Consider the following 24,268-nt stretch of genomic DNA (forward strand, 5'->3'; position numbering starts at 1 on the left):
TCGCCTTGACCCAGACCATCGCGCCCCGCGTCCGGACCCTGGTGCTGCTGCTCCTGGCCGCCACCGGCCTGCTCTTCGCCGGCGCCGGGCCGGTCTCCGCGCACGCCGCGCTGACCGGCAGCGACCCCCGGCAGGGGGCGGTGGTCGCCAAGGCCCCGACGCAGGTCTCGCTGACCTTCTCCGAGAAGGTCGCCCTGTCCGACGACTCCCTGCGCGTGCTCGACCCCAAGGGCAAGCGCGTCGACCAGGGCGACCCGGCCGGCTCCGGCGGCACGACGTACGCCGTGAAACTCCACGGCGGCCTGCCCGACGGCACGTACACCGTCACCTACCAGGTGGTGTCCGAGGACAGCCATCCCGTCGCCGGCGCCTACACCTTCTCCATCGGCGCGCCCTCCCGGACGACCGTCTCGGTCTCCGACCAGGAGGCGGGGGGAGGTGTCGTCGGCCGGCTCTACGGCTTCGGGCGGTACGTGTCGTACGCCGGCTTCATCGTCATGGTCGGCGGCGCCGCCTTCGTGCTCGCGTGCTGGCAGCGCGGGGCGGGTGTGCGGGCGCTGCAGCGGCTCACCGTCTCCGGCTGGCTGGCGCTGACCGCCGCCACGCTCGGCCTGCTGCTCGTGCGCGGCTCGTACACCAGCACCGGCAAGGTCGGTGACATCTTCGACCTGGACCTGCTCGGGCAGGTGCTCCAGACCAAGACCGGTGCGGCGCTGGTGTCCCGGCTGCTGCTGCTCGCCGCGGCGGCGCTGTTCATCGCGGTGCTGTTCGGGGCGTACGACAAGCGCGACGACGAGGAGAAGCAGGACCTGACCTTCGGGCTCTCCATCGGCGGACTCGTGGTGGCGGCGGGGCTCGCGGCGAGCTGGGCGATGTCCGAGCACGCCTCGACCGGGCTCCAGGCCGGGGTCGCGATGCCGGTCGACGTCGTCCATCTGCTGGCCGTCGCGGGCTGGCTCGGCGGGCTGGCGGCACTGCTCGTCGCCCTCTATCGCGCGCCCGCGGACACCCCGGTCGATGCGTCCGCCGTACGACGGTTCTCGCGCCTCGCCTTCGGCAGTGTGCTCGCGCTGGTCGCGACCGGGATCTACCAGTCGTGGCGGCAGCTCGGCTCGTGGTCGGCGTTCACCGACACGCGATACGGGCAGCTGCTGCTGATCAAGATCGGGCTCGTGGTGCTGCTGGTGGGGATCGCGTGGATCTCACGGCGGTGGACGGGGCGACTGGCCGAGGCCGTCGTGGTGAAGCCGCGGGAGTCCGCGGACGCGGTCACGGACGGGGATGAGGACGAGAACGAGAGCGGCGAGGGCGTGAGCGCCGGCACCGGCGAGAAGGAGCCCGCCGCCGCGCGGGCCGCCGCCACGCGGGCCGGCGCCTCCGGTTCCGCTTCTGCGGAGAAGGGCGCCGCGGCTTCCGGCAAGAAGGGCGCCACCGTCGCCGTGTCCGACGAGGCGGGCGGCGACTCCGAGCGTGCCACCCAGCTCGCCCGGCAGCAGGCCGCGATCGACACGGCACGGCAGAAGCAGCGACGCGACGCCGACCCGAACCGGTTCGGGCTGCGCCGCTCGGTGCTCGCCGAGGCGGGTGTCGCCGTCGTCCTGCTCGCCGTCACCACCATGCTGACGTCGACCGAGCCGGGGCGTACGGAGGAGCAGGCCAGGGCCGCCGCCTCGTCCTCGGCGGCGGACGCGGCGGCGGCCGGGGCGCTGACCCTGGACATGTCCTTCGACACCGGTGGCGAGGACGGCAAGGGCGTCGTACGGGTCGACCTCGATCCCGCGCGCGTGGGCGGCAACGAGATGCATGTGTACGTGCAGCGTCCCAACGGCCGCGCCTTCGACATCCCCGAGGTGAAGGTCGCCTTCACCCTGGAGTCCCAGGACATCGGGCCGCTGCCCGTCGTCCCCGACCACATCACCACCGGACACTGGTCGGCGGGCGGGGTGCAGCTCCCCATGGCCGGCGAATGGAAGATCGCCGTGACCGTGCGGACCTCCGACATCGACCAGGCCACCGTCTCCAAGAACGCGCAGATCGGCTGAACCTCACCATGGCTGACCAGTCCATTCCGGAGGCCCGTACACCGCGGACGCCCAAGACGACGGTCAAGGGCAAGACCGCGCTCAAGGGCAGTGACTCCGAAAACGCCGCCCGCGCGGACGGCCTTTCGCGGCGACGGCTGCTCGGGACCGCCGGTGCCACCGGGCTGGTGCTCGGTGCGGCCGGCGGGGCCGTGGGGTACGCCGCCCGGCCGGCCGAGGCGACGCCGCTCGCCTCGCTGGGGGCCGATCAGGTGATGTTTCACGGGAAACATCAGCCCGGCATCCTCCAGGGACTCCAGGCGCGCGGTCACCTCGTCGCCTTCGACCTGGCGGCGGGCGCGGGCCGCAAGGAGGCAGCAGCGTTGCTGCGCCGCTGGTCGGAGACGGCACGGCGGCTGATGGCGGGCGAGGCTGCCCAGCAGAACGACACGGATGTCGCCCGGGACGCAGGGCCTTCGTCGCTGACGATCACCTTCGGCTTCGGGTACGGCTTCTTCGCGCGGACGGGCCTGGAGAAGCAGCGCCCCGTCTCCCTGGACCCGCTGCCCGACTTCTCCTCCGACCAGCTCGACAAGGCGCGCAGTAACGGCGATCTGTGGGTGCAGATCGGCGCCGATGACGCCCTGGTCGCCTTCCACGCCCTGCGCGCGATCCAGAAGGACGCGGGCCAGGCCGCCAAGGTGCGCTGGCAGATGAACGGCTTCAACCGCTCGCCCGGTGCCACCGCGCATCCGATGACGGCCCGCAACCTGATGGGCCAGATGGACGGCACGCGCAATCCGAAGCCGACGGACACCGACTTCGACCAGCGCATCTTCGTGCCCGAGTCCGGCTCGAAGGACGCGACCTCGAAGGACCCGGCCTGGATGGCGAACGGCTCCTATGCCGTCGTACGCCGTATCCGCATGCTCCTCGACGACTGGGAGCAGCTCTCGGTCAAGGCGCAGGAGGACGTCATCGGGCGCCGCAAGTCCGACGGGGCGCCGCTGTCCGGGGGCACCGAGACGACCGAGATGGACCTGGAGAAGACGGACAAGGCGGGGAATCTCGTCGTTCCGATCAACGCCCATGCCCGCATCACACGGCCCGACCAGAACGGCGGGGCGGCCATGCTGCGGCGCCCCTTCTCGTACCACGACGGCATCGACACGGACGGCGTGCCCGACGCGGGCCTGCTCTTCGTCTGCTGGCAGGCCGACCCACTGCGCGGCTTCGTCACCGTCCAGCGCAAGCTCGACCGGGGCGACGCCCTGTCGAAGTACATCCGCCACGAGGCGAGCGGCCTGTTCGCCGTGCCGGGCGGGGCGGCGCAGGGGGAGTACGTGGGGCAGCGGTTGCTGGAGGGATGACACGACCAGGAGGCGTGCGCCGGGTTTCGCAAGGCCCATTAGGGTGAGGTCATGCCAGCGAGCTATGCCTATCTCGGCCCCGAGGGCACCTTCACCGAGGCCGCCCTGCGCACACTTCCCGAGGCCGCGACCCGGGAGCTGATCCCCTACGTGTCCGTCCAGTCCGCGCTGGACGCGGTGCGCGTCGGCGACGCCGAGGCGGCGTTCGTGCCGATCGAGAACTCCGTCGAGGGCGGTATCACGACCACGCTCGACGAGCTGGTCGCGGGCGCGCCGCTCATGATCTACCGCGAGGTGCTGCTGTCGATCACCTTCGCGCTGCTGGTCAGGCCGGGCACGAAGCTGTCGGACATCAAGACGGTCTCCGCCCACCCGGCCGCCCAGCCCCAGGTGCGCAACTGGCTCAGGAACAACCTCCCCGACGCCCAGTGGGAGTCGGCCGCATCGAACGCGGACGCCGCCCGTCTGGTGCAGGAGGGCCAGTACGACGCGGCCTTCGCCGGCGAGTTCGCCGCCGCGCTGTACGGCCTGGAGGCCCTGGAGACCGGGATCCACGACGCGGAGAACGCCCAGACCCGGTTCGTGCTGGTGGGCCGGCCCGCACGGCCCGCCGCACCGTCCGGCGCGGACAAGACGTCCGTCGTGCTGTGGCAGCGCGACGACCACCCCGGTGGACTGCGGGACCTGCTGGGCGAGTTCGCCACCCGTGGCATCAACCTGATGCTGCTCCAGTCCCGGCCGACCGGTGCGGGCATCGGCAACTACTGCTTCTGCATCGACGCCGAGGGCCACATCTCCGACCGCCGGGTGGCCGAGGCGCTGATGGGGCTCAAGCGGATCTGCCTGGAGGTGCGCTTCCTGGGCTCGTATCCGCGTGCCGACATCAAGCCGGCAGATGTGGATCCGCCGCGTCTGGGGACGTCGGACGAGGCGTTCGTGTCGGCGGCGGGCTGGGTCGCGCGCTGCCAGGACGGGCGGTTCTGAGGCCGGTCCTACCAGCCGATCGTCGTTATCCACAGGAGTTATCCACAGGTACTCATCTCGACCTGGGGACAAGTCGACAGGGGGAGGTGAGTCTGTCGACAAATCGCTCCCCAGGCCGTCTCCGCGTCCACCGGCGCGCAAGTCACCCTTCGTCCACTCTTTTCCTTTGGGCAATCCTTTGGGGCGACCGATTTCCACTCGAAAGTGCGGGTGGAACCGGTTTGTCCTGGGAATCCTCTACTTGATCACCGCGTTTCGGAGTGATCAATTCCGGCGTCCACAGTCCATCCACACAGCCTGTGGATAACTCTTCGGAGGCTGGGGATCCCTGTGGACAACCGAGACCCAAGTCCCGTTCCCCGCAAGGGATTCCAGTCAACCGGACGCCTCGCGCCTGACCCGTCCCAGGGAGTGAGACGCTTTTCATTGACACGTCTCGCAATTCCCCCATAACGGAACGTAAGCCGCAGTTCGGAATAGCGGGTCGTGGGCTGTCACCCCTCCCCGGTAGCCTTGAGCGCGTGATTGACCTTCGCCTGCTTCGTGAGGACCCCGACCGAGTGCGCGCCTCGCAGCGCGCCCGTGGAGAGGATGTCGCGCTCGTCGACGCCCTCCTGTCTGCCGACGAGCGGCGCAGGTCGTCCGGCGTCCGCTTCGACGAGCTGCGTTCCGAGCAGAAGAGCCTCGGCAAGCTCATCCCCAAGGCCTCCGGCGACGAGAAGGCCGAGCTGCTGAAGAAGGCGAGCCAGCTGGCCGCCGACGTCAAGGCGGCCGACGCCGAGCAGAACGAGGCGGACGAGGAGACCAAGCGCCTCGCGCTCCAGCTCGGCAACCTCGTGCACCCCGACGTCCCGGTCGGCGGCGAGGAGGACTTCGTCGTCCTGGAGACGCACGGCACCATCCGTGACTTCGGCGCCGAGGGCTTCGAGCCCAAGGACCACCTGGAGCTCGGCGAGGCGCTGGGCGCCATCGACGTCGAGCGCGGCGCCAAGGTCTCCGGCTCCCGCTTCTACTACCTCACCGGCGTCGGCGCCCTGCTGGAGCTGGCCCTGGTCAACGCGGCGATCGCCCAGGCCACCGAGGCCGGTTTCATTCCGATGCTCACCCCCGCGCTGGTCCGCCCGCGCGCCATGGAGGGCACCGGCTTCCTCGGCCAGGCCGCGGAGAACGTGTACCACCTGGAGAAGGACGACTACTACCTGGTCGGCACCTCCGAGGTCCCGCTCGCCGCGTACCACATGGACGAGATCCTCGACGCCGAGAAGCTGCCGCTTCGCTACGCGGGCTTCTCGCCGTGCTTCCGCCGCGAGGCCGGCACCTACGGCAAGGACACGCGCGGCATCTTCCGCGTGCACCAGTTCGACAAGGTCGAGATGTTCTCGTACGTCGCCCCCGAGGACGCGGAGAACGAGCACAAGCGGCTCCTGGACTGGGAGAAGCAGTGGCTGACCGGCCTGGAGCTGCCGTTCCAGGTCATCGACGTGGCCTCGGGCGACCTGGGCTCGTCGGCGTCCCGCAAGTACGACTGCGAGGCGTGGATCCCGACCCAGGGCAAGTACCGCGAGCTGACCTCGGCCTCCAACTGCGACGGCTTCCAGGCACGCCGGCTGTCCGTCCGCATGCGCGACGGCAAGAAGGTGCAGCCGCTGGCCACGCTCAACGGCACGCTGTGCGCCGTACCGCGCACCATCGTGGCGATCCTGGAGAACCACCAGCAGGCCGACGGCTCCGTCCGGGTCCCCGAGGTGCTGCGCCCGTATCTGGGCGGTCGTGAGGTTCTGGAGCCGGTGGCCAAGTGAGCGCGTCTGCCCCCGCCGGGGATTCCGGGGACGCGTCCGGAGGCTTCCCGTCAAGCTCGGACGGCTTCCCGTCGGGCTCTGGAGGCTTCCCGTACCGACTGATCGCGACCGACCTCGACGGAACGCTCCTGCGCTCCGACGAGTCGGTCTCCCGGCGCACCCGTGACGCCCTCGCCGCGGCCACCGAGGCGGGCGCCGCGCACATCGTCGTCACCGGCCGGGCGGTCCCTTGGACCCGGCACATCCTCGACGACCTCGGCTACGAGGGGCTCGCCGTGTGCGGCCAGGGCGCGCAGGTCTACGACGCCGGCGAGCACCGTCTGCTGACGTCGGTGACCCTGGACCGCCAGCTGGCGGGCGTGGCGCTGGCCAAGATCGAGGCCGAGGTCGGCCCGCTGTTCCTTGCGGCGAGCCGGGACGGACTGGACGGCGAGGTCCTGGTGGGCCCCGGGTACGCGGTCACCGGGACGCTCCCGTCGACCCCGTTCACGGACGCGTCGGATCTGTGGACCGCCCCGCTGAACAAGATCTACATACAGCATCCGAACCTGACGGACGACGAGCTGGCCCAGGCCGCACGCCGAGCCGCGGGCGGCTTCGTCACGGTGGCGATGGCGGGCGAGGGCATCGTGGAGCTCCTCCCCCTCGGCCTGTCCAAGGCGACCGGCCTGTCCCTGGCGGCCCGCCGCCTCGGCCTCAAGGCGGCGGACACGATCGCCTTCGGCGACATGCCCAACGACATCCCGATGTTCGCCTGGGCCGCGAGGAGCGTGGCCATGGCCAACGCCCATGAGGAGCTCAAGGCGGTGGCGGACGAGGTGACGGCCTCCAACGAGGAGGACGGGATCGCGGTGGTGCTGGAGCGGTTGCTGGGCTGAGGTCCCCACGCACCCCAACCCCCGCACAGCGGCCAGGCCGACTGACAACGTCTTGCGGAGGATGCACGAATCGAACGTGCGCGGGCTTTTCAAGCCCGACCACGGTTTAGCAAACCGGTGCCTTACCACTCGGCCAATCCTCCGGGTGGGCGGCCCACGCGAGAGCGACATCGCGTGCTCGAAGCGGCCGCCCCGGGCAGCTCCCCGTGCGGTACGGACTCAACGGAGGGGTAGCGAATACTCCGAAGTCCGCCGCAGGCTGCCCTGACGGGAGCGGGACGTACTGCCGTGCATGGACATCGTCCGGCTCCTCTCCCAGAACGTGGCGCCGGACTCACCGTCCGGCGATGTGGACATAACCACTGTGCCTGTACGGCGAGTTGGGCGCCACCGATTAAAGGGCCCTGGGAGAAGCCCCGGGTGAACCTCCGGAGCGGCGTCGTACGCCCCTTACCGGCGGCGCCACTTGCGCCGGCGCCCCTTGCTGAAGAACCACCCGGCGGGCGGTTCGTCGGAGCGCCACGGCTGCGGCTCGGGCTCCTCCCGGCGCCAGCGCGCGGCCAGCATCCGGGCCCGGGCGGAGGGCTCCGAGGTATCGGCAGCACGTATGAAGTCGTCGTCCAGGACCAGGTCGTCCCAGGAGTCGTCCCCGGACTGTTCGCGATCCTCGTGCTGTGACTTGCCGCCTGCCATCCCCGTCCTCCAGTTCGTGCAGTGCACCCCGGTTTGCCCAGTGTGACCGGACAGGGGTGAGGTCCCCGTCAAGAGCGGGCCCGCTGAGGGGCCCGCTTCCTTACTCCCCGCCTGCGGGCTGCTGCCTGCTCACTCCTCGCCGGCGAGGGTCAGCGACCGCAGCTTCTGTCCCGCGTACCAGGTCGCGAGCACGGTGACCACGGCCAGCAACACCGTGGCCGTCGTCAGGCCGACGTCCGATGTGACCATGTCCCCGCCGGCGACCTTCTGCGCCACCGCCAGCGACCACTGCTGAACGCTCAGCGTGCGCGCACCCTCGACCAGGGAGCCGAACAGGGCCTCCCAGACGAGCGCGTAGACGAGTCCGAAGACCACCGCGTGCCGGGACACGGTGCCGAGCAGGAGGAAGATCGCCGCGTACGCGATGGAGGCGACCAGCGCGGCGACCGTGTAGGCGACGGCGATCTGCTGCCCGTTGCCGTTGAGGATGAACCCGGCGATGAAGGTGGGCAGCGCCGAGAACACCATCGTCACGGCGATCGCCACGATCAGCTTGGTGAAGATGATCGTCGGCCGCTTCAGCGGCTTGGACAGCAGATAGACCACGGAGCCGTCGTCGATCTCCGGCCCGATCGCGCCGGTGCCGGCGATGACGCCGATGATCGGCACCATGGTGGCCAGCGCCAGCCCGCCGAGCAGGTCGGACGCGGTCTGATCGTCGGCTCCGGCGAGCGCGCGCACCGCCACGGAGATCGCGATGAGCAGCAGGGGCAGGGCCCCCAGGATGAGGGCCCGGCGGCGGCCGAGCAGGGCCCGGTAGGTGAGCCGGGCGACTGTGGGGTCGTACATCTTTTCGGCCTCCTACGCCGCGACGAGATACGAGAAGACGGACTCGAGGGACTCGTCGGACGGCGAGACCGTGAGCAGGCGGATGCCGTGTTCGCGCGCCACCTTCGGCAGCAGCGTGGTGAAGCGGCCGAAGTCGACGGCCTGGATGTGCAGCGCGCCCTCGGTCAGGTCGACCTCGATGCCGGACGTCGACGGGTCGGCGATCAGCGCGGCCGCGAGGGTGCGGTCGTCGCTGGAGCGCACCAGGTAGCGGTGCGGCCGGTCGGTCATCAGGCGGCGGATCTTGCGGAAGTCACCGCTGGCCGCGTGCCGTCCGGCGACCACCACCTCGATGTGCCAGGCGAGTTGCTCGACCTCCTCGAGGATGTGGGAGGAGAACAGCACCGTGCGGCCCTCGTCGCCCATCTTCCGCAGCAGGTCCATGAGCTGCATGCGCTGACGCGGGTCCATACCGTTGAACGGCTCGTCGAGCAGCAGCAACGAGGGGTTGTGCACGAGGGCGCTCGCCATCTTCACGCGCTGGCGCATGCCCTTGGAGTACGTGGAGATCTTCCGGTCCTGGGCGTACTCCATCTCGACCGTGGCAAGGGCCTTCTGGGCGGCCTTGGCACCCAGTCCGTGCAACTCGGCGTTGGCGACGACGAATTCACGGCCGGTGAGGAAGTCGTACATCGCCTCGCGCTCGGGGACGATGCCGATGTGCTTGTAGATGGCCTCGTTGCGCCACACCTGCTGGCCGTCGAGGGTGACGGTGCCGGTGGAGGGGGCGAGGAAGCCGCCCATCATGTTGATGAGGGTGGACTTTCCGGCGCCGTTGGGGCCGAGGAGGCCGGTGACGCCGGGGCCGATCGTCATGGTGATGTCGTTGACGGCGACCACGTTGCCGAACCAGCGGGAGACGTGGTCGATCTGGAGCGTGGTCACAGTCCCACCTTCTTGTAGCGGCGCATCAGGAGGCCGTAGCTGGCGGCGATCAGGCCCAGGCTGACGAGGACGTAGACGCCGCCTTGACCATTGCTCGGGCCCACCCCGCCGGGGAAGGCGGAGGTCGCGCCGAGGAAGGCGGACTGCACACCGTCGATGAGCGTGACCGGCGAGAAGAGGCCGATCCAGGCGATGGCGTCGGCGCTGCCCCCGCCGTTGATGGACTGCGCGTCGGCGATGGCCTGGAGCGTGGAGACGGCTCCGTAGGAGATGGTCATCACGGCGATCACGGCGGCGATACCGAAGCCGCGGCGCGGGGTGACGGACGCGATGACCAGGCCGATGCCGGCGAACAGCAGCGAGAGCAGTGCGACGGACACGAGTCCCTGCGCGAATCCCTTGGTCTGGTCGGCGAAGTCGAGCTTGGCCAGCAGCGCGCCGACGTAGAGCACGATCAGCGGGGCCCCGGTGAGGATGAACAGCGCGGAGGCCAGGGCCGCGAACTTCGCCCGGACGTAGTCGGCGGTCTCGATCGGCCGCGAGAAGTACAGCGGCACGGTCTTGAAGCGCAGGTCGCGGGAGACGGACTGGGGTGCCTGCGAGGCGACGTACAGGCTGATCACGGCCTGCATGATGATCGCGTAGCGCGTGTAGTCGACGGGCAGGTCCTTGGCCTTCGTGGCGACCGCGACGGCGACCATGATGGCCGCGGGCACGCACATCACCACGAACAGCAGCATCGGCAGCACCTTGGACTTCACCGAGCGGCCGAGGCCGTAGGAGCCGCGCAGGGACTGCGAGTAGAGCGAGCGGGTCGCGTAGGAGCGGCCGAGGCGCGGGCCGTCGTAGTTGCGGTAGCCGATGTTGTGGATCCGGGTCTGGTCACCCGACTGTGTTGCTACGGGCTGCTCAACCGCCATGGCCGACCGCCTCCTTCCGCTGTGCGTCGGCGCTCTGGTCGCCGCCCTGCTCGCTGTCCGTGAAGACCTCCGAGATGTGGTGCCGGCGCTGTTCCATGCGCACCAGGCCCAGTCCGAGATCGGCGACCACGTCGCGCACCACGTCGTAGGTCTCCTCGCCCTGCGCGGTGAGCAGCAGGATGTGGCCGGCGCCGGGGAGGCCGCCGCTGCCGTCGATGACGTCCACCCCGCGCGCGTGGAGCGCGTCGCGCACCGCGCGGGTGCCGTCCGGGTGGTCGTCGGTGTCGGTGACCTCGATGGCGAGGGTCGTCGTGGTCTGGGTGAAGTCGGTGGTGGAGCTGGAGCGCAGGAGCTTGCCGCCGTCGATGACGACGACGTGGTCGCAGGTGCGCTCCAGCTCGCCCAGCAGGTGCGAGGTGACCAGGACCGAGATGCCGAAGTCGGTGTGGATGCGGCGGATGAGGCCGAGCATCTCGTCGCGGCCCACCGGGTCGAGGCCGTTCGTCGGCTCGTCCAGGAAGACCAGCTGCGGGTCGTGCACCAGGGCCTGCGCCAGCTTCACGCGCTGCTTCATGCCGGTCGAGTAGCCGCCGATGGGGCGATAGCGCTCCTCGTACAGGCCGACATGGCGCAGCGTGTCCGCGGTGCGCTCGCGCGCGGCGGTGGGCGGCAGGCCGGACATCCGGGCCATGTGCACGACGAACTCGGTGGCCGAGACGTCGGGCGGCAGACAGTCGTGCTCCGGCATGTACCCGACCCGCTCGCGGATGGCGGCGCCCTTGGTGGCGACGTCGAGTCCGAGCACTTCGGCACGGCCCTCGGTGGCGGGGGACAGACCCAGCAGAATCTTGATCATGGTGGACTTGCCGGCTCCATTGGCTCCGACGAGTCCGGTCACCCCGGGCCCGATGTCCATGGTCAGCCGGTCAAGCGCGGTCACCCTCGGGAACCGCTTGCTCAGGCTTTCGGTCGCGATCACAGTCACACCACGAAGGTAGTGACGCGGGCCACGCCGGGCGTCACCCCGCAGAGCTGTCTTGAAGTCAACCTCCAGGACTACGGGGCCCTAGGGGTCACCCTGAGGTCGAACAACGACGCCCTGATTTTCCACATCATGGGGGTTTTCCACAGCCCTCAACAGCCCTATTGACGCAGCCTCTAACAACTGTCACATTCACCAGTGTCAAGTTACGGGCACGTACCGCAGTCAGTGTGGACATAGTGGGGCGGTGGCATGACTACGGCGGCGACAGGCGAACTCCGTGCGGATTCGGCGGAATTGCGAGGGTTCAGACGGGTCCAGCAGCTGGCGTACGAGTGCGCGGAGGCCGTCGCGGCGCAGCTGGAGCCCGGTATCACCGMGCGCGAGGCGGCGCGCATGCAGCGCGAGTGGCTGCGTGCGCGCGGTGTCCGTGACTGGTTCCATCTGCCCTTCGCCTGGTTCGGGGACCGCACGGCGTTCGTGAACTTCCGGATCCCCCTGCAGTTCTTCCCCACCAACCGCCGTCTGGAGCCCGGGATGCCGTTCATCCTGGACATGGCTCCGGTGTACGAGGGCTACACGGCCGACATCGGTTACTCGGGCTCGCTCGGCATCAACCCGGTCCAGGACAAGCTGATGGCCGACCTGGAGGCGCACCGGGAGCTGATCCTGCGCGAGGTGCGCGAGCGGCGGCCGCTGCGGGAGATCTACGAGGACGTGGACCGCCTCATGGTCCGCCGGGGCTACGCCAACCGGCACCGCGCCTATCCCTTCGGTGTGATCGCGCACAAGGTCGACCGGGTCGAGGAGCGCCGCTGGTCACCGCATGTGTTCGGGTTCGGCACCCAGTCCCTGAAGGGGCTTGCGAGCGACGCGCTGCACGGCCACCGCGATGGCTGGTCCCCGCTGTGGTCGCCGTACCGCTTCTCCGACCACCCGCCGCAGCCGGGCCTGTGGGCGGTCGAACCGCACCTCGGTTTCCGGGGCACCGGCGCGAAGTTCGAGGAGATCCTGGTCGTCACCGACTCCGCGGACCCCGAGCAGAGCGCCTTCTGGCTGGACGACGATCTGCCGCACGTGCGGCGCTGGGCGGAGGAGAAGTGACGGTGCCGTTGACTCTTCAGGGCGCGCGCGAGCGCCTCGTACGGACCGGCGGGGTCGAGCTGTGCGTCGCCGAGCTGGGCGACCCCGGGCAGCCGACGGTGATCCTGGTGCACGGCTATCCGGACAGCAAGGAAGTGTGGTCCGAGGTCGCCCCGCGACTGGCCGACCGCTTCCATGTCGTGCTCTACGACGTCCGCGGCCATGGCCGGTCCACGCCGCCCCAGCCGTTGCGGGGCGGGTTCACATTGGAGAAGCTGACGGACGACTTCCTGGCCGTCGCGGACGCGGTCAGCCCGGACCGGCCCGTGCATCTGGTGGGGCACGACTGGGGCTCGGTGCAGTCCTGGGAGTTCACGACCGTCCAGCGCACCGAGGGCCGGATCGCCTCCTTCACCTCGATGTCCGGGCCGTCCCTCGACCACTTCGGCCACTGGATCAACCAGCGCCTGAAGCGCCCCACTCCGCGCAGGGTCGGCCAGCTCCTCGGCCAGGGAGCCAAGTCCTGGTACGTGTACGCGCTGCACACGCCCGTGCTGCCCGAGCTGGCCTGGCGAGGCCCCCTCGGCAAGCGCTGGCCGCGCATCCTGGAGCGCGTCGAGCAGGTCCCCGGCGGCGACTACCCGACCTCATCCCTGCCGACGGACGCGGCGCGCGGGGCGTGGCTGTACCGCGACAACGTACGGGCCCGGCTGACCCGGCCGCGCGCCGACGCGTACGCACACGCACCCGTGCAGCTCATCACGCCCCTGGGGGACGCCTTCCTCTCGGAGCGGCTCTACGACGGACTGGAGCAGTGGGTTCCGCAGCTGACCCGACGCACGCTCCCGGCGAAGCACTGGATTCCGCGCACCCGGCCCGACCAACTGGTGGCCTGGATCACGGAATTCGTGACGTCCGTGGAGGGCGGGCGCCCGGAAGGAGTGACGGCGACCGGGAAGTACGCCGACCGCTTCGGCGGGCAGCTCGTCCTGGTCACGGGCGCGGGCAGCGGCATCGGGCGGGCTACGGCGTACGCGTTCGCCGAGGCCGGCGCGCGCGTGGTCGCCGTCGACCGGGACGGGGAGGCCGCGGCCCGCACTGCCGAGATGTCCCGGCTGATCGGCGCACCCGAGGCCTGGGCGGAGACGGTCGACGTCTCGGACGAGCAGGCCATGGAGAAGCTCGCCGCGAAGGTCGCGGCCGAGTACGGCGTGGTGGACGTCCTGGTGAACAACGCCGGTATCGGTCTGTCGGGCTCCTTCTTCGACACCACCCCTGAGGACTGGAAGAAGGTCCTCGACGTCAATCTGTGGGGCGTCATCCACGGCTGCCGGCTCTTCGGCAAGCAGATGGCCGAGCGCGGCCAGGGCGGCCACATCGTCAACACCGCGTCGGCGGCGGCGTACCAGCCGTCCAAGGCTCTGCCCGCCTACAGCACCTCCAAGGCGGCCGTACTGATGCTGAGCGAGTGCCTGCACGCCGAGCTGGCCGGGCAGGGCATCGGCGTCACGGCGATCTGCCCGGGCCTCGTCAACACCAACATCACCTCGACCGCACACTTCGCCGGCGTCGACGCCGAGGAGGAGAAGCGGCGCCAGAAGAAGTCCGCGCGGTTGTACGGACTGCGGAACTATCCGCCGGAGAAGGTCGCCGAGGCGATCCTGCGGGCGGTGGTGCGGGGGGAGGCCGTCGTGCCGGTGACGCCGGAGGCGCGTGGGGCGTATCTGATGTCGAGGTTCACGCCGAGGGCGCTGCGCCGGGTTGCGCGGTTGGAGCCGCCTCTGTGAGAGGGCTCGTTGGTGGCAGGAACTGCGTGTGCGGCATCGCGAGAATCGCCGGGTTCATGGGGGAGGGGGCCGTGCGGCATGCGGGCGTTGGCCGGGTGGTCGCTTCAAGGCCGGAAGTCAGCGGTGGCGGGAGCGGTGGTCGGCGGCGCCGGTAGTCGCACAGCAACCGCCGTGGGTGGTGAGGAACGGTACGACAGCGGGCGGAGGCGGCCTGGCGTGGAGAAGACCTACCGGATCGAGGACCTCGCGCACCTCAGCGGTGCCACCGTCCGCACCATCCGCGCCTATCAGGACCGGGGCCTGCTCCCCCGCCCCGAGCGACGTGGCCGCGCCAACCTCTACTCCGACGCCCACCTCGACCGCCTGCGCCAGATCGCCGACCTGCTCGACCGCGGCTACACCCTGGCCTCCATCAAGGAACTCCTGGAGGCCTGGGACGCCGGCCGCGGCCTCGGCGGGGTGCTCGGCCTGGCCGCCGAGGTGGACGGGCCGTGGACCGACGAAGAGGCGGTACGGATCTCACGCGCCGAGTTGAACGACCGCTTCGGCGGCGCTCCGGACGACGCGGCGGTGGCCGACGCCGTGGAGCTCGGCGTCCTGGAGCCGGTCCCCGGCGACGAGGACTCATTCGTCGTGCCGAGCCCCCAAGAGCTGGCCGTGGCAGTCGAGTTGTACGCCGCGGGGGTGCCGCTGTCCGCGATCTCCGGCCACCTGAGGGAGTTGAGGGGACAGGTCGAGCACATCGCCGCCCGTTTCCTGGAGTTCACCACCGAGCACGTCTTCGCCCGCTACCTCGATGGACCGCGCCGCCCGACGGACGCGGACGCGGCGGAAGCGGCCTCTCTCGTACGACGGCTGCGCCCCCTCGCCCAGCACACGGTGGACGCGGAACTGGCCAGGGCGATGCGTCTGTTGGCGGTGCGGCACCTGCGCCAGCACCTGGGCACGGGTGCCGCGCCGGGTGATCGAGAAATTGCGCGAAACGTGGCGGTTCCGGCAAAGACAATGCAGGCCGTGGAAGCCTTGGTTGGTCCGGAGCAGGCCTCCGAGTTCATCGCGCTGGCCGCCGAACGCGAGGTGCAGGCCCGGGCCTTGGACCGGCTCGCCGCAAATCACCACCCGTCAGCTGATCTTGACGAAACCTCTTGAAGTGACCGCTCGTTGTCCACAGAATCGCCAATTCCCCTGTGGATAACCGCACTTGGTTGTGGATCAAACATCGACTGCGAAATCATTCGCGTGATTCCCGTCGCTCCCGGCAGTCTGGTGGCATGGACGAAAGACGCACCGTGAAGGTGTCGAAGTATCTCTCGAAGCACCTGCGCCATCAGCCCGAGCGCATCGGACTGATCCTCGACGAGGGCGGCTGGGTCGAGATCGACGTGCTGATCGCCGCCGCGAGCGCACACGGCTTCCGGTTCACTCGGGAAGAGCTGGACCACGTGGTCGCCGCCAACGACAAGAAGCGCTTCGCGATCGAGGGCACCCGGATCCGGGCCAGCCAGGGCCACAGCATCGACGTCGACCTCGGACTGCCCCCGGCGACCCCGCCGCCGTACCTCTACCACGGCACCGTGGCCCGCAACCTGGACGCGATCCGCAGCGAGGGGCTCAGGCCCATGAACAGGCACGACGTGCACCTCTCGGCCGACCGCGAGACCGCGACCCGGGTCGGCGCCCGGCGCGGCCGCCCGGTGGTGCTCTCCGTGGACGCCGGCGCCCTGCACCGCGACGGCCATGTCTTCCACGTCAGCGCGAACGGGGTGTGGCTGACGAAGGCCGTGCCACCGGAGTACCTGCACTTCCCGGAGGCACACTGACCCGCCTTCCGGCATGATCAGTGGTATGGACCAATTCCCCACCACCGAGGCCGCCGTCACCGCGCTCCGCGCCATAGCCGCCGAGTACGGCCGCGAGATCGAGGTGAGCCATGACATCGGCGCCGACCAGACCTCCCGCCGCAGCGCTGCCGGCGTCGGCGTCACCACCGACCCGGACGGCTCCCTGCCCCACGAGGCGTGCATCGACCTGGGCGGCTCACCCCGGGTGAGCGTGCGGCTCTACGCCGAGGACGACGCGCTGATCACCGTCGAGGGCGTGGACTGTCCCGACGTCCCGCGCGACGACGTGCCCGCGTTCCTCCGCTCGGTCTTCGACGGCCTCGCCCACGTCAAGGCACGCCGCTTCCCGCCGGGCTACTTCCTGATCGTTCCGCTGCCGGGCGACCGTACACATCGCGAGTTCATGCCGATGATCAGCCTCACTCCGTGGCTGAGCAGCCGCGTGCGGTAGCCGTTTCACGTGAAACCCCTTCGGCCGCATACGCTCGACCCATGAGTCTGCGCCTGAGCACTGTGATCCTCCCGTACCGCCGCTGGTCCGACGGAGGGCGCAAGACGTGGCAGCGCGCGGAGCAGCTCGGTTTCCACGCCGCGTACACGTACGACCACCTGTCCTGGCGCACCTTCCGGGACGGCCCCTGGTTCGGTGCCGTGCCGACGCTCGCCGCAGCCGCGGCCGTCACCGACCAACTGCGGCTGGGCACCCTCGTGACCTCGCCGAACTTCCGGCATCCCGTGACCCTCGCCAAGGAGCTGATCTCCCTCGACGACGTCTCGGGCGGGCGGATCACCCTCGGCATAGGGGCGGGCGGCACCGGCTTCGACGCCACCGCGCTCGGCCAGGAGCCCTGGACGCCGCGCGAGCGTGCCGACCGGTTCGCCGAGTTCATCGCGCTGCTGGACCGGCTGCTGACCGAGGACTCGGTGTCGTACGAGGGCGACTTCTACTCGGCGCACGAGGCCCGCAACATCCCTGGTTGTGTGCAGCGGCCCCGGCTGCCCTTCGCGGTGGCCGCGACCGGGCCGCGCGGGCTGCGGCTGGCGGCGCAGTACGGGCAGGCCTGGGTGACCACGGGCGACCCCAAGGTGAGTGAGAGCGGCACCCCCGAGCAGTCGTTTCAAGCCATTCGCGGGCAGGCTGAGAAGCTGTCCGACGCGTGCGCGGCGATCGGCCGGGACGTGGCCGACCTCGACAAGGTGCTGCTCACCGGATTCACCCCGGAACGCGGCCGTGTGCTGGAGTCGCTCGATGCGTTCGTGGACTTCGCGGGGCGCCATCAGGAGCTCGGATTCACCGAGATCGTGGTCCACTGGCCGATCCCCGACTCGGACTTCGCGGCCGACGAGAAGGTCTTCGAGCAGATCGCGATGGAAGCCGAGGCACAGCTGCGGTGAGTACGGCAGCCGCGGTGCCCGAGTCGGGCACGACAGTGCTGGTGAGGGCGCTGCCGACGGTGTTCTCAGGGGCGGGATCTCCTCAGGGACCGCCTCAGATGTGCGGACTGCCGCACGACCGTGCAGGCATATGCGGGAGAATGACGCGGTGACCTCAGCGACTCGACAGCCCCAGAACCCGGACGCCGCCGTGCGGCCGCGGCTCATCGCCACCGACCTGGACGGCACACTGCTGCGGGACGACAAGTCCGTCTCCCCACGCACGATCGCCGCGCTGGCCGCCGCCGAGGAGGCGGGCATCGAGGTCTTCTTCGTCACCGGCCGCCCCGCCCGCTGGATGAACGTCGTCAGCGACCACGTCCACGGTCACGGCCTGGCGATCTGCGGCAACGGCGCCGCGGTCGTCGACCTGCACGGCGGGCCCGGCGCCCACCGGTTCGTGAAGGTGCGCGAGCTGGCGCGGGAGAACGCGCTGGACGCCGTACGCCTGCTGCGCGAGGCGGCGCCGGGCACGGTGTACGCGGTGGAGCAGACATACGGCTTCTACCAGGAGCCGGACTACCCCAAGCTGCACATGGAGATACCGGACGAGCTCGCGCCGGCCGAGGACCACCTGTCGCCGGACGCTCCCGGCGCCGGCGAACCGGTGCTCAAGATCCTCGCCTACCACCCCACCCTCGACCCCGACGGCTTCCTCACCGTGGCCCGCCTCGCCATCGGCGACCGCGCCAATGTCACCCGCTCCAGCCCCAGCGCCCTGCTGGAGATCAGCGGGCCCGGCGTCTCCAAGGCGAGCACGCTGGCCCTGTGCTGCGCCGAGCGCGGTATCTCGCACGAGGAGGTCGTGGCCTTCGGGGACATGCCGAACGACGTCGAGATGCTGACGTGGGCGGGGCAGTCGTACGCGATGGGCAACGCCCACCCGGACGTCGTCGCCGCCGCGTCGGGGCGGACGGTCGCCAACAACGAGGACGGGGTGGCGGTCATCATCGAGCAGATGCTGGCCGAGCGCGGCTAGGGCCTACCCGAGCGGCACTCCCCGATCCGCCAGCCACGGCACAGGATCGACCGCCGAGCCCAGCTCCGGGGTGATCCGGACCTCGAAATGCAGATGCGGGCCGGTGGAGTTGCCGGTTGTGCCGGACTGGCCGATCCACTGCCCGGCGTCGACGCGCTCGCCCTGGTCGACAGTGACCGAGGCGAGATGGGCGTACTGCGTGTAATAGCCGTCCGTGTGCTGGACGACGACCTCCATGCCGAAGGCGCCTGCGCACGCCACCTTGGCCACGCGTCCGTCCCCGGCCGCACGCACCGGCGTGCCGATCGGCACCGCGAAGTCCTGCCCGGTGTGCCGGTTCGCCCACCGCGACCCACCGCTGCCGAACGCGGCGGACAGCTCGTAGGACTCCACCGGCGTGGCCCACGCGCCGGTGTACTCCTTCTGCTTCTGGTCGAGCCGGACGGCACCGGGGCAGGAGCCGGCGGCCACGGAGGCGTCGGCCTCGCCCTGCAACTGCCACCGCGCCTCCTCGAGCTTCTGCTCGATGCCCCGCTTCAGCTCGGCGAGCTCGGCGTTGCGCTTCTCCAGGCCGTGCCAGGCGGCCGCGGCTCTGGCCTCGTCCTTGGCGAGCTGGGTCTCTGCGCGGCGGCTCTTCTCGATGGCGTTGTTGACGGCCAGGTTCGTCTGCGAGAACACATGCTGACCGCGCATCAGCTCCTCCGGACTCGACGCGAGGATGATCTGCGCGGTGAGCGGCATCCCGCCACTCGTGCGGTACTGGGCGCGCGCGATCCGGCCCAGGTCCTCGCGCAGCACGCCGATCTCCCGCCGCTCGCGGTCGAGCAGCCCCTCGATCCGCTGGGCCTGCGCCCGCTGTCCCTCGGCCTCCTGGCGCCCCACCTCGTACCGCTTCGTCGCCCGGGAGGCGTCCTCGTACAACTGCACCACCTGCGCGCTCAGGCCGAGGCCACCGCCGGCGCCGTGGCCCCCGGTGGTGTCCTCGTCGTCGCCGGCGGCTTCGGCGGGCCGCGCCACGAGGAGCACGAGCGCACACAGCAGCGCCGGAACGGCCAGAACACGACGGCGATGTGAACGCATGTCAGCGATCCTGACCCGAGGATCCGTCCGTGGCCCGTTCAGGACGTACGCCTGGGGGACAGGTTGCTGCGGACGGGTCAGTACGAGGGGTGAAGCCGACTGACTACAGGGGCCTGCGCGTCACTGCATCCCCACCAACAGATCCGCCGCCTCTTCCCGCTCCACCATCCCCCGCAGCGGCCCGTCCACAGCGGCCAGTTCCGCAAACGTCCCCCGCTGCACGACACGCCCCTCGTCCAGCACGACCACCTCGTCCACGGCCTGCAACCCGGCCAGTCGGTGCGTGATGAGCAGGGTCGTACGGCCCTCGGTGGCGGCCAGCAGGTCGGCGGTGAGGGCGTCGGCGGTCGGCAGATCCAGGTGCTCGGCGGGCTCGTCGAGCACGAGGACGGGGAAGTCGGCCAGTAGTGCGCGCGCCAGCGCGAGCCGCTGCCGCTGCCCGCCCGACAGCCACGCCCCGTGCTCGCCCACGAGCGTGTCCAGCCCGTCGGGCAGGCCGTCGGCCCAGTCGAGCAGCCGCGCGCGCCCCAGGGCGTCGCGCAGTTCGGCCTCGGAGGCGTCCTTCTTGGCGAGGAGCAGGTTCTCGCGTACGGAGCTGTCGAAGAGGTGCGCGTCCTGAGCGCACAGCCCGACGAGTCGCCGCACGTCGTCGCCGTCCACCGCGTAGGCGTCCACGCCGCCCAGCGTGTACGAGCCCGCGTCCGCGTCCAGGAACCGCAACAGCACCTGCGCCAGCGTCGTCTTGCCGGACCCGGACGATCCGACGACGGCGATCCGGCGGCCCTCCTCCAGGGTCAGGTCGAGGCCGGCGAGCGCGTCCCGGTCCTGGCCTGCGTGACGGGCGGTCAGGCCCCTGACAGCGACCGGGAAGGGCGATGCGGGCGCCTTCCGGGGACGCTCCGGTTCCCGTACGGGCTCGGGCGCGTCGAGGACTTCGTGGACGCGCTCGGCGCTCTTGCGCACCCGCTGGCGGTACTGCACGGCGAGCGGCAGCCCCAGGACGGCCTCGAAGGCGGCCAGCGGGGTGAGGACGACGACGGCCATCGTCACACCGCTCAGCCGCCCGTCGGCGACCGCCTGAGCGCCCACGAGGGCGGTGGCGGCGACGGTGAGGCCGGAGATCAGCGCGGTGAGTCCGTCACCGAGCGCCGTCGCGGTGGCGGCCCGTGAGGCGATCCGGGTGAGCACCCCGTCGGCCTGCCGTGCCTCGGCCGTACGGCTGGGCAGCGCGCCGGCGACGGTCAGTTCCGCGGTGCCGGTGAGCAGATCCGTCACGCGTGTCGCGAGGACTCCGCGGGCGGGGGCCAGCCTGCGCTCGGCACGGCGGGCGACGGCACCCGTGACGAGCGGGACTCCGAGCCCTGCCGCCAGCAGCCCGACCGCGAGCACCGCTCCGGCCTCGGGCAGCAGCCACGCGGTGAAGCCGACGGTCCCGGCGGACACGACCGTCGCGGCGGCCGCAGGCAGCAGCCAGCGCAGCCAGTAGTCCTGAAGCGCGTCCACGTCGGCGACGAGCCTCGACAGCAGGTCGCCGCGCCGCGTACTGCGCAGCCCGGCGGGTGCCAGCCGCTCCAGCCGCCGGTACACGGCGACCCGGGTGTCGGCCAGCATCCGCAGCACCGCGTCGTGCGACACCAGCCGCTCGGCGTACCGGAACACGGCCCGCCCGATGCCGAAGGCCCTCGTCGCCGTCACGGCCACCATCAGATACAGCACGGGCGGCTGCTGCGAGGCCCGCGAGATGAGCCATCCGGAGGTGGCCATGAGCCCGACGGCACTGCCGAGCGCGAGGCTCCCGAGCAGCAACGCGAGAGCGAGCCGGCCGCGTCGGGGGCCGGACATGGCGCGGACGCGGGCGAGGACACCACGCGCGTTCGTCGTGAGCGGCACCGCCTCGGCCTCGGCGGGAGCGGAATCACCGTGCGTTTCGCCGACCTCGTTCGGACGGTCGTCGGACGCCTTGGGCAGGGCCTCCGACCGCACCGGCGCCGCGATCTCAGCGAGCCGCACGACGCGGTCCGCCACGCCCAGCAATGCCGGCCTGTGCACGACCAGCAGCACCGTGCGTCCCACGGCGAGCCGCCGCACGGCCTCCACGACCTCGGACTCGGTGGCCCCGTCGAGCGCGGCCGTCGGCTCGTCGAGCAGCAGGACGGGCCGGTCCGCGAGGAAAGCCCGGGCCAGCGCGAGCCGCTGCCGCTGCCCCGCGGACAGTCCGGCCCCGTCCTCACCCAGCACGGTGTCGACGCCCTCGGGCAGCGCGTCCACGAATTCCAGCGCTCCGGCATCGGCCAGCGCCCGCCGCACGGCCGCGTCGTCCGCGTCGGGACGCGCCAGCCGTACGTTCTCGGCGATCGTCCCTGCGTACAGATGAGGCCGCTGCGGAACCCAGGCGATACGCGAGCGCCACTGCGCGAGATCGAGCTCGGTGAGGTCGGCTCCCCCGACCAGCACCCGCCCCTCGGTCGGCCGCACAAACCCCAACAGCACGTTCAGCAGCGTCGACTTGCCCGCACCGCTCGACCCGACGAGCGCCACCGTCTCCCCGGGCTCGACGGCGAAGGACACACCCGAGACGGCGTCGGCCGAACGTCCGGGGTAGCGGACCGAGACACCCTCGAACGACACCGCACCGGTCGGCACCGCCCCGGTTCCGGACGCCGGTACCGGTGTCTCCAGCACCTCGAAGATCTCCTCGGCCGCGGAGAGCCCCTCGGCTGCCGCGTGGTACTGCGCGCCCACCTGCCGCAGCGGCAGATAGGCCTCGGGCGCCAGCACGAGGATGACCAGGCCGTCGTACAGATGCATCTCGCCATGGACCAGCCGCATGCCGATCGTGACGGCGACCAGGGCCACCGAGAGCGTCGAGAGCAGCTCCAGCGCGAAGGAGGAGATGAAGGCGATCCGCAGGGTCCGCATCGTCGCCCTGCGGTACTCACCGGTGATGCGCCGGATCGACTCGGCCTGCGCCTTGGCCCGTCCGAACACCTTCAGGGTGGGAAGCCCGGCGACTACGTCGAGGAAGTGCCCGGACAGCCGGGACAGCAGCCGCCACTGACGGTCCATCCGCGACTGGGTGGCCCAGCCGATCAGCATCATGAAGATCGGGATGAGCGGCAGGGTGCCGACGATGATGGCCGCCGAGACCCAGTCCTCGGTCACGATCCGCGCCAGCACCGCGACAGGCACGACCACCGCGAGTCCCAACTGCGGCAGATAGCGCGAGAAGTAGTCGTCGAGGGCGTCGACGCCTCGCGTGGCGAGAGCGACCAGCGAACCGGTCCGCTGCCCGCTCAGCCGGCCGGGTCCCAGCTCGGCCGCCCGCTCCAGCAGCCGACCCCGCAGCTCCGACTTCACCGCCGCGCTGGCGCGATGGGCGGCGAGTTCGGTGAGCCAGGCGATCACCGCACGACCCACCGCTACAGCCGCCAACAGGAGTAGGGGAGTGCGTAGTTCGGCGGAGGACATCCCCTGCTGGAACGCCCCCACCACCGCTTCGGCGATGAGCATCGCCTGGGCGATGACCAGTCCCGCACCGACGGCTCCCAGGCCGACGACCGCCATCAGGAAGAGGCGAGTGGCGCGGGCGTATCGGAGGAGACGCGGATCGATTGGTTTCACGTGAAACACACCTCAGTGCACGGATTCGGCGATGTGCTGCGTGCCGATCCGCTTGCGGAAGACCCAGTAGGTCCAGCCCTGGTAGAGCATCACGATCGGCGTGGCGATCACCGCGCACCAGGTCATGATCTTCAGGGTGTAGGGGCTCGACGACGCGTTGGTGACCGTGAGGCTCCACTCGTCATTGAGCGAGGACGGCATGACGTCCGGGAAGAGCGTCAGGAAGAGCATGGCCACGGCGGCCACGACGGTGACGCCGGAGAAGGCGAACGACCATCCCTCGCGCCCGGCCTGGTTCGCCACCAGCGCGGCCACCAGGGCAGCCACGGCCACGACGAGGGCGACCAGGCTCTGACCGTCGCCGTTCTCGATCTGCGTCCAGAGCAGGAAGATCAACGCCAGCACGGCGGTCGCAAGGCCGACCCACAGGGCCGTCTTGCGCGCCCGCTCCCGGATCTCCCCCACGGTCTTGAGCGCGGTGAACACCGCACCGTGGAAGGTGAACAGCGTCAGCGTGACCAGACCGCCCAGCAGTGCGTACGGGTTGAGCAGGTCCAGGACGTTGCCGACGTACTCATGGCTCTGGTCGATCTTCACGCCCCGCACGATGTTGGCGAAGGCCACACCCCACAGGAACGCCGGGAGCAGCGAGCACCAGAAGATGGCCTGCTCCCAGTTGCGCTGCCAGTTCTCCTCGGGCCGCTTGGCCCGGTACTCGAACGCGACACCCCGGACGATCAGACAGACCAGGATGAGCAGCAGGGGCAGATAGAAGCCGGAGAAGAGCGTGGCGTACCACTCGGGGAAGGCGGCGAAGGTCGCGCCGCCCGCGGAGAGCAGCCACACCTCGTTGCCGTCCCAGACGGGGCCGATGGTGTTGATCAGCACCCGCCGCTCGGGCCGGTTGCGGGCCAGCAGCTTGGTGAGGACACCGACCCCGAAGTCGAAGCCCTCCAGGAAGAAGTAGCCGGTCCACAGGACGGCGATCAGGACGAACCAGACGTCGTGAAGTTCCATGACTGT

At 70.6% G+C, this 24,268-nt stretch carries 20 protein-coding genes and 1 tRNA gene; 12 read left to right on the forward strand and 9 right to left on the reverse strand.

The genetic code is table 11. The annotated features are described in order from the left end of the window. Positions 1-5: 5 nt before the first annotated feature. From EAO75_RS42075 to EAO75_RS42095, 5 genes are all read left to right on the forward strand, one after another. The gene (locus EAO75_RS42075) at positions 6-2,042 is read left to right on the forward strand and encodes a copper resistance CopC/CopD family protein (protein WP_148000270.1); all 2,037 of its coding nucleotides are present in this window, start codon (positions 6-8) and stop codon (positions 2,040-2,042) included. 8 nt (positions 2,043-2,050) lie between these two features. Next, on the forward strand, positions 2,051-3,391 hold the full coding sequence (gene efeB / locus EAO75_RS42080; RefSeq protein WP_148000271.1) for an iron uptake transporter deferrochelatase/peroxidase subunit: 1,341 nt from the start codon (positions 2,051-2,053) through the stop codon (positions 3,389-3,391). A 51-nt stretch (positions 3,392-3,442) separates the two neighbouring features. Next, positions 3,443-4,375 (forward strand): prephenate dehydratase, encoded by a 933-nt coding sequence (pheA, locus tag EAO75_RS42085; RefSeq protein ID WP_148000272.1) that lies wholly within the window; start codon positions 3,443-3,445, stop codon positions 4,373-4,375. Between the two features lie 521 nt (positions 4,376-4,896). Next, on the forward strand, positions 4,897-6,174 hold the full coding sequence (gene serS, locus EAO75_RS42090) for a serine--tRNA ligase (protein ID WP_148000273.1): 1,278 nt from the start codon (positions 4,897-4,899) through the stop codon (positions 6,172-6,174). Positions 6,175-6,272: 98 nt separating this feature from the next. Continuing rightward, positions 6,273-7,052 carry an HAD family hydrolase gene (locus EAO75_RS42095; protein ID WP_148000605.1) on the forward strand — a complete coding sequence of 260 codons (780 nt, stop codon included), beginning with the start codon at positions 6,273-6,275 and terminating at the stop codon, positions 7,050-7,052. A 55-nt stretch (positions 7,053-7,107) separates the two neighbouring features. Here EAO75_RS42095 and EAO75_RS42100 read toward each other — a convergent pair. The 6 genes from EAO75_RS42100 to EAO75_RS42125 form a co-directional block, all read right to left on the reverse strand. Further along, positions 7,108-7,195 (reverse strand) — tRNA-Ser (locus EAO75_RS42100). Between the two features lie 307 nt (positions 7,196-7,502). Next, positions 7,503-7,745 (reverse strand): hypothetical protein, encoded by a 243-nt coding sequence (locus EAO75_RS42105; RefSeq protein ID WP_148000274.1) that lies wholly within the window; start codon positions 7,743-7,745, stop codon positions 7,503-7,505. A 129-nt stretch (positions 7,746-7,874) separates the two neighbouring features. Continuing rightward, entirely contained in the window at positions 7,875-8,594 is a 720-nt protein-coding gene (locus EAO75_RS42110; RefSeq protein WP_148000275.1) for an ABC transporter permease subunit, read from the reverse strand. A 12-nt stretch (positions 8,595-8,606) separates the two neighbouring features. Further along, on the reverse strand, positions 8,607-9,518 hold the full coding sequence (locus EAO75_RS42115; protein WP_148000276.1) for an ABC transporter ATP-binding protein: 912 nt from the start codon (positions 9,516-9,518) through the stop codon (positions 8,607-8,609). Beyond that, complete coding sequence (locus EAO75_RS42120) at positions 9,515-10,438, reverse strand: ABC transporter permease (RefSeq protein WP_148000277.1); 924 nt, start codon at positions 10,436-10,438, stop codon at positions 9,515-9,517. The genes EAO75_RS42115 and EAO75_RS42120 overlap by 4 nt, the downstream gene beginning before the upstream one ends. After that, positions 10,428-11,417 (reverse strand): ABC transporter ATP-binding protein, encoded by a 990-nt coding sequence (locus EAO75_RS42125; RefSeq protein WP_148000606.1) that lies wholly within the window; start codon positions 11,415-11,417, stop codon positions 10,428-10,430. The genes EAO75_RS42120 and EAO75_RS42125 overlap by 11 nt, the downstream gene beginning before the upstream one ends. A gap of 255 nt (positions 11,418-11,672) precedes the next feature. Between EAO75_RS42125 and EAO75_RS42130 the strand changes: the two genes are divergently transcribed. The 7 genes from EAO75_RS42130 (at position 11,673) to EAO75_RS42160 (ending at position 18,544) form a co-directional block, all read left to right on the forward strand. Continuing rightward, entirely contained in the window at positions 11,673-12,524 is an 852-nt protein-coding gene (locus tag EAO75_RS42130) for a M24 family metallopeptidase (RefSeq protein ID WP_148000278.1), read from the forward strand. An 8-nt stretch (positions 12,525-12,532) separates the two neighbouring features. Beyond that, positions 12,533-14,290: an SDR family oxidoreductase gene (locus EAO75_RS42135; RefSeq protein ID WP_148000607.1), complete on the forward strand. Its 1,758-nt coding sequence runs from the start codon at positions 12,533-12,535 to the stop codon at positions 14,288-14,290. A gap of 216 nt (positions 14,291-14,506) precedes the next feature. Further along, positions 14,507-15,439: a MerR family transcriptional regulator gene (locus EAO75_RS42140; protein WP_261989636.1), complete on the forward strand. Its 933-nt coding sequence runs from the start codon at positions 14,507-14,509 to the stop codon at positions 15,437-15,439. Positions 15,440-15,561: 122 nt separating this feature from the next. Continuing rightward, positions 15,562-16,110 (forward strand): RNA 2'-phosphotransferase, encoded by a 549-nt coding sequence (locus tag EAO75_RS42145; RefSeq protein WP_148000280.1) that lies wholly within the window; start codon positions 15,562-15,564, stop codon positions 16,108-16,110. A gap of 25 nt (positions 16,111-16,135) precedes the next feature. Continuing rightward, positions 16,136-16,582, forward strand: coding sequence for a hypothetical protein (locus EAO75_RS42150; protein WP_148000281.1), 447 nt, complete (start codon positions 16,136-16,138; stop codon positions 16,580-16,582). A gap of 41 nt (positions 16,583-16,623) precedes the next feature. Beyond that, positions 16,624-17,526: an LLM class flavin-dependent oxidoreductase gene (locus EAO75_RS42155; RefSeq protein ID WP_148000282.1), complete on the forward strand. Its 903-nt coding sequence runs from the start codon at positions 16,624-16,626 to the stop codon at positions 17,524-17,526. A 130-nt stretch (positions 17,527-17,656) separates the two neighbouring features. Then, positions 17,657-18,544: an HAD-IIB family hydrolase gene (locus tag EAO75_RS42160; RefSeq protein ID WP_187284790.1), complete on the forward strand. Its 888-nt coding sequence runs from the start codon at positions 17,657-17,659 to the stop codon at positions 18,542-18,544. A gap of 3 nt (positions 18,545-18,547) precedes the next feature. Here the strand turns inward: EAO75_RS42160 and EAO75_RS42165 are convergent, their stop codons facing one another. The 3 genes from EAO75_RS42165 to cydB all read right to left on the reverse strand — a co-directional run bounded on the left by EAO75_RS42165 (position 18,548) and on the right by cydB (position 24,262). Then, positions 18,548-19,624 (reverse strand): peptidoglycan DD-metalloendopeptidase family protein, encoded by a 1,077-nt coding sequence (locus EAO75_RS42165; RefSeq protein WP_148000284.1) that lies wholly within the window; start codon positions 19,622-19,624, stop codon positions 18,548-18,550. A gap of 120 nt (positions 19,625-19,744) precedes the next feature. After that, on the reverse strand, positions 19,745-23,245 hold the full coding sequence (gene cydD, locus EAO75_RS42170; RefSeq protein ID WP_148000285.1) for a thiol reductant ABC exporter subunit CydD: 3,501 nt from the start codon (positions 23,243-23,245) through the stop codon (positions 19,745-19,747). Between the two features lie 12 nt (positions 23,246-23,257). Beyond that, positions 23,258-24,262 carry a cytochrome d ubiquinol oxidase subunit II gene (gene cydB, locus EAO75_RS42175; RefSeq protein ID WP_148000286.1) on the reverse strand — a complete coding sequence of 335 codons (1,005 nt, stop codon included), beginning with the start codon at positions 24,260-24,262 and terminating at the stop codon, positions 23,258-23,260. Positions 24,263-24,268 lie beyond the last annotated feature (6 nt).

Origin of the sequence: Streptomyces sp. UW30, from assembly GCF_008042075.1 — a bacterium.
Taxonomy (GTDB): domain Bacteria; phylum Actinomycetota; class Actinomycetes; order Streptomycetales; family Streptomycetaceae; genus Streptomyces.